The sequence below is a fragment of the Bacillus cereus group sp. N6 genome (assembly GCF_016483705.1).
Classification (GTDB): Bacteria; Bacillota; Bacilli; order Bacillales; family Bacillaceae_G; genus Bacillus_A; species Bacillus_A wiedmannii.
On record NZ_JAEHBI010000107.1, the window covers coordinates 1 to 4,963 of the forward strand.

Here is a 4,963-nt window from a genome sequence, read left to right on the forward strand (position 1 = left end):
AACACGGTTAGCGTAACAATTCCAGTAGGCACGAATCCTTACGTTGTGGCAGTGGACGCGGCAGCGAAGCGAGTGTATGTGACGAACTTCGACAGTAATAATGTCTCTGTGATCGATAGTGAACATAACACGGTTAGCGTAACAATTCCAGTAGGCACGAATCCTTACGTTGTGGCAGTGGACGCGGCAGCGAAGCGAGTGTACGTGGGGAACATAAACAGTAATAATGTCTCCGTGATAGATAGTGAACATAACACGGTTAGCGTAACAATCCCAGTGGGCACGAGTCCTTACGGTGTGGCAGTGGACGCGGCAGCGAAGCGAGTGTATGTGGCGAACGGCAACAGTAATAATGTCTCCGTGATAGATAGTACAAATAACAGCGTGGTCTTTACGCTCGGTGGATTCTCGAGTCCTCGAAGTATAGCGGTAAACCCACCAAGTTTATAAGTTTTTATTCCGATCCCTGTCCGTTTGTGACAGGGGTATTTTTCTTACGATTAGTCAACCTGTATTTTTAGGTTTTTACTGAAGTGAATACCAGAATGAACAAGTACTTGTTATCATGCATACCAAAGACCCCTCATATATACTCGTTTTTTTACTAGGGGTGAGATAGGATGAATGAAACTATGATAGTAGGCCGTTAACCGATAATCATAGTGTATATCATGTGTAATGAGGTGAAAGAGGAGTTTCAAGAACTGGTTTACACATGCAATGGACGCAACTTTATGACATTTGTTATAGGGTTGCGTTTTTAATTTATCGTAATACTCAACAATGTGATTTTGTCCGTAACGTCGTTGTTTAATCATGTTCTGGATGAGGAGGAAAAGGAGTTTCCGTAAATGTTTATTTCCACGTTTATTGATTTTATCTTTAAAAAAAGTTTTACCTGATTGAAAACGGCGTATATCAATACCAGCAAATGCATGGAGTTGCTTGTTATTGTTAAAACGAGTAATATCTCCTATTTCAGCCATCAAGCGTACTGCAGTATTCGGTCCAATCCCAGGAACACTGAGAATGATATCGTATTCTACACGTTGCTTGGCTATATATACCATCTTGTTACTACAGCATTCTTTTTGGTGAAGAAGCTCTTGATAACGCCTTGCGTATAATTTGAGTTGATCACACAGGACATCGTTCTGAGAAACAGCAGGATAGGAAGTTTTCGCTATTTCAAGTATTTGAATCGCTTTTTTCTCCGCTGTAATATTTGATATTTTTTTATTGGTGTTGGCACGAATACGATTTTTTATAATGGTTTTTGAAAGACCTAAAATACAATCTGGGTGGGGGAATAATGGAACAAAATTTAAAAACAAATCCGATTTATTGGTAAACATTCTCTCCAACTCAGGAAATGTTAATTGGATTACTTTATGCATACGACCACGAATTATCGATAATTCACTATCCAGTTCGCTATACAATCTAGAAAGAGATTGTAACTGATGGAATAAATGATTAGTTCCATTAGATACCCTTCGGGTAACTGTGAAATGAGTGAGAGCTAATCGGTGTGCATCGCTTCGATCGGTCTTATGAATCCGTAAGGAATCACATTGTAGTTTGGCTTCTAATGGGTTTAATAAACAATACGTATACTGATTATCTTGCATAAATCGTTCTAGCTGCCTGGAATAGATGCCTGTTGATTCGAAAACAATTTCAGGTGATTCGCCGTTTTCATCTGTAAGCTTATGTATCTTTTCTTGTAGTTTTTTAAAATCAGGCTTAGTATGCTTGATTTCACTTTCGAATACGCATTGTTTTTGTGCATTATAAATTACCATATGGCTTTTACCCATACTGACATCAAATGCAATAACGTGTTTCATATAGCTCCTCCTCAGGTGGAATTGAAGTCTTCAACTTACACTTATCTATTCTCATTTCTTATACACGATCTCGAAGACCAACATACTAAAAACTGATTCAAATAAGGTAAGTGAAGAAGGTCAGTTTTACATACGGATTCAGGACCCCAAAATACCCACGACCTTCTCTTCACTTCTACTATAAAAAAATAGTAGTGCGAACCAATGCCTTGGTCTACACTACTAATCTTAGTATGCTTCTTACCATCAGCTAATCCAGCGACCAGGATTTCCCCTGTTTGTTTTAATGCACGAACAGTATTCGTTACAGTTCTTACGGAACAGTCAGCTTTATCAGCTAATGTCTCAGCAGAAATTTTGCAGATACCGTTTCCTGAGAGCAAATAAATAATATAATCCATCACATCTTTTCGTTTAGATCGAGAAGGAAATAAATTTTCAAAGTTTTGATTCTTACCGTTGATATGTTTTCTCATAGTATCAATAATCTCATATTTCTTTTGCGTACTTAATCGATTTTGTTGCATATATTTTTGAACATCTGCATTGTAGGCAGTCAATTTTTTCATAAGGGCTCGTCTCCTCCGAAAACAAAAAAGCAACAGAATGCCACAAAATGTAAGCAAACTGTTGCGGAGGAACCCTTATGTACGGTAAAATGGGGTACATAAAGAGTTACAGCAAGTGTTTGCCTATCTAGGTTAGGCGGACGGTTAATAAGGTGTGCAACCACTTTATTAACACGCTGTGCTCTTTTATTTTTATTTGTTATAAAATGAAATTTGAAAAGGTACCATATCCCAAGTTTTGTGGAAGATTAATTTGTTTCCCCCCACAAATTGCCCACATATCTTTCGTTTTATATCGAAATCTATCGGTAAATTTAAAATGAAAAGCTAGGGCGAATGTTGATAATTCAATGTTTATAGTAATTTTTCGGTGGGTATCTGTAGCCACACTATAATGCCAGTTATTCATTTCTTTACCATAACCAAATATAGAGAAAAGAAATTAGAACAACTGGCAGCGAAATATGATGTGTTTGTAAAAGTATATGTAATTCAAGAAATTTAATTCTGTAGGAGTTAACAGGGATAGTAAATGGGAATATATATAAGAAGAGAGTGATCGCAAACGACCACTCTCTTTTGACCACGCAGACCACATTGACCACAATTTGTACCACATTTATTATTTACTTTATGTCCATTTTGTCTAAAATAGAAAATATAGCTGGACAAGAATACACGTTTTATCACATAATGGACACAATGCCTCTTTAGAGGTGTAAAGAAAAAACATTGACAAATATAAAATGGCTAGCTATAATTTTGTTTGTTGCCTTGAGGTGATATGATATGAAATGGTCCATCCATCAATTGAATAAATTGAGAAATAAAGGATTGACATTGGATGAGATGGTAGATGTAAGTGAGCTACAAGAGGTCGAGAAAGATATTCGTGAAATTAATCCTGCTCATGTAACAGGAAGAGTTGATTTTGGCTCCGGTAAGTTTACGTTCCATCTACATATAACTGGAAGCATGGTTTTACCATGTTCTCGCTCTTTAGTAGATGTGACATTACCATTTGACATTAAAACAACTGAGGTGTTCCAAACTTCACAAGAAGAATTTGAAACTGAAGCTGAAATTCATTGTTTAGAAGGAGAAGTACTTGACTTACTGTCCGTAATCAAGGAAAATATACTTTTGGAGATTCCAATGCAAATTTTCAGTGATGATGTTTCTGGTGGAGCACCGATGCAAGGTCAAGACTGGCAAGTGATTTCGGAAGAAAACAAAGAAAAGACTGTTGATCCACGATTAGCAGGACTTGCAAAGTTTTTTGACAAATAATCGGAAGACTGGTTTAGGCCTTCATATGAAAATAACTATTTCTTTTAAGGAGGTGGGAAGAATGGCTGTACCTTTTAGAAGAACTTCTAAAACAGTAAAAAGAAAGCGTCGTACGCATTTCAAATTATCAGTACCTGGTATGGTAGAGTGCCCAAGCTGTGGTGAAGCGAAATTAGCTCACCGTGTATGTAAAGCATGCGGTACTTACAAAGGTAAAGAAGTAATCAGCAAGTAATTGCGGGAAAATAAACGTAGAAGATATCTTCTGCGTTTATTTTTTTTGTCTTATTCTTTATTTGTTGTATTCTATCTTTTCTAGTAACTGCATATGCTTAATAAAAAATGCATAGGGAGGACTAGAGAGATGGCGACAACAAGACAAGATGCTTGGACTGATGATGAAGATTTGCTTCTGGCAGAAGTAGTACTCCGGCATATTCGAGAAGGTGGAACGCAATTATCTGCCTTTAAAGAAGTGGGAAGACATTTATCTCGTACACCAGCAGCATGTGGCTTTAGATGGAATTCTTACGTTAGAAAGCAATACAAAGAACGTATTGAAGAAGCGAAGCAACTACGTAAAGTAGAAAATTATGAAGTAAAAGAGACAAAGGTAGTAGAGCCTACGTCAATTACATTGAATGATGTTATTGATTTCTTGCAAAATTATAAAGATGAAAACTCTTTAATGGTGTTGCAACAGCAAATTGAATCGTTACAAACAGAGAGAGAGAGTCTTTTGGAGCGATTATCAGTATATGAGGAAGAGTATAGAACATTGCTTGATTATATCGATCAAAAAAGAAGTGTAATGGTAGCGGAAAGAAATAGCGCTCGTTCGAATGGGAAATTAGAAAAGTTAAAGAAATAAAAAAACAGCTGCTATGTAGCTGTTTTTTTATTTCTTATCAGAGTGTTGGGAAACCCTTTAGGGGTTCCCAACACTCTGGATTTTTTGATTTTAGTGAAAGAAAACCATATAAAATAATAGAAGTTAGAAAAATAGCCCGCCACTAACCCCTTTTTGGTTAGATGGAGGGCTATTTTTTTCATGTTTTGACAAGCAGCGGTGAGGTAAGCTTGCATTTGGACAGACTTCAGCCCTCGAAACCGGGCGTAGCGGTAGCCATGTAGTTCTTTGGCATCCGCAAAGCTTCGCTCTATAGTTGAACAACGTACTTTATACAGTCTTTTCCCTGTAGATGTGAGCTTGTTTTTCCTAGCGATATCTTTATATTTCTCCCATATATGATG

At 37.0% G+C, this 4,963-nt stretch carries 5 protein-coding genes and 3 pseudogenes; 5 read left to right on the plus strand and 3 right to left on the minus strand.

What is annotated here, in order from left to right; all coding sequences use genetic code 11:
* Positions 1–78 precede the first annotated feature (78 nt).
* On the plus strand, positions 79–450 hold the full coding sequence (locus JDS99_RS32695; RefSeq protein ID WP_369413404.1) for a YncE family protein: 372 nt from the start codon (positions 79–81) through the stop codon (positions 448–450).
* 191 nt (positions 451–641) lie between these two features.
* Here JDS99_RS32695 and JDS99_RS29770 read toward each other — a convergent pair.
* Together JDS99_RS29770 and JDS99_RS29780 are read right to left on the minus strand one after the other, a co-directional pair.
* A pseudogene (locus JDS99_RS29770) lies at positions 642–1,850 on the minus strand (IS110 family RNA-guided transposase); the annotation flags it as partial.
* 239 nt (positions 1,851–2,089) lie between these two features.
* Positions 2,090–2,419: pseudogene (locus JDS99_RS29780) on the minus strand (HTH domain-containing protein); the annotation flags it as partial.
* Positions 2,420–2,813: 394 nt separating this feature from the next.
* Here JDS99_RS29780 and JDS99_RS32865 point away from each other — a divergent pair.
* From JDS99_RS32865 to JDS99_RS29795, 4 genes and pseudogenes are all read left to right on the plus strand, one after another.
* Positions 2,814–2,924: pseudogene (locus JDS99_RS32865) on the plus strand (replication-relaxation family protein); the annotation flags it as partial.
* A gap of 284 nt (positions 2,925–3,208) precedes the next feature.
* Entirely contained in the window at positions 3,209–3,709 is a 501-nt protein-coding gene (locus JDS99_RS29785) for a YceD family protein (protein ID WP_199696357.1), read from the plus strand.
* A gap of 61 nt (positions 3,710–3,770) precedes the next feature.
* Positions 3,771–3,944: a 50S ribosomal protein L32 gene (gene rpmF, locus JDS99_RS29790; RefSeq protein ID WP_001984764.1), complete on the plus strand. Its 174-nt coding sequence runs from the start codon at positions 3,771–3,773 to the stop codon at positions 3,942–3,944.
* Positions 3,945–4,073: 129 nt separating this feature from the next.
* Complete coding sequence (locus tag JDS99_RS29795) at positions 4,074–4,580, plus strand: RsfA family transcriptional regulator (RefSeq protein ID WP_000246481.1); 507 nt, start codon at positions 4,074–4,076, stop codon at positions 4,578–4,580.
* Between the two features lie 11 nt (positions 4,581–4,591).
* Here JDS99_RS29795 and JDS99_RS29800 read toward each other — a convergent pair.
* Positions 4,592–4,963: transposase (locus tag JDS99_RS29800; RefSeq protein ID WP_242475802.1), on the minus strand; the 372-nt coding region annotated here is incomplete at its 5' end.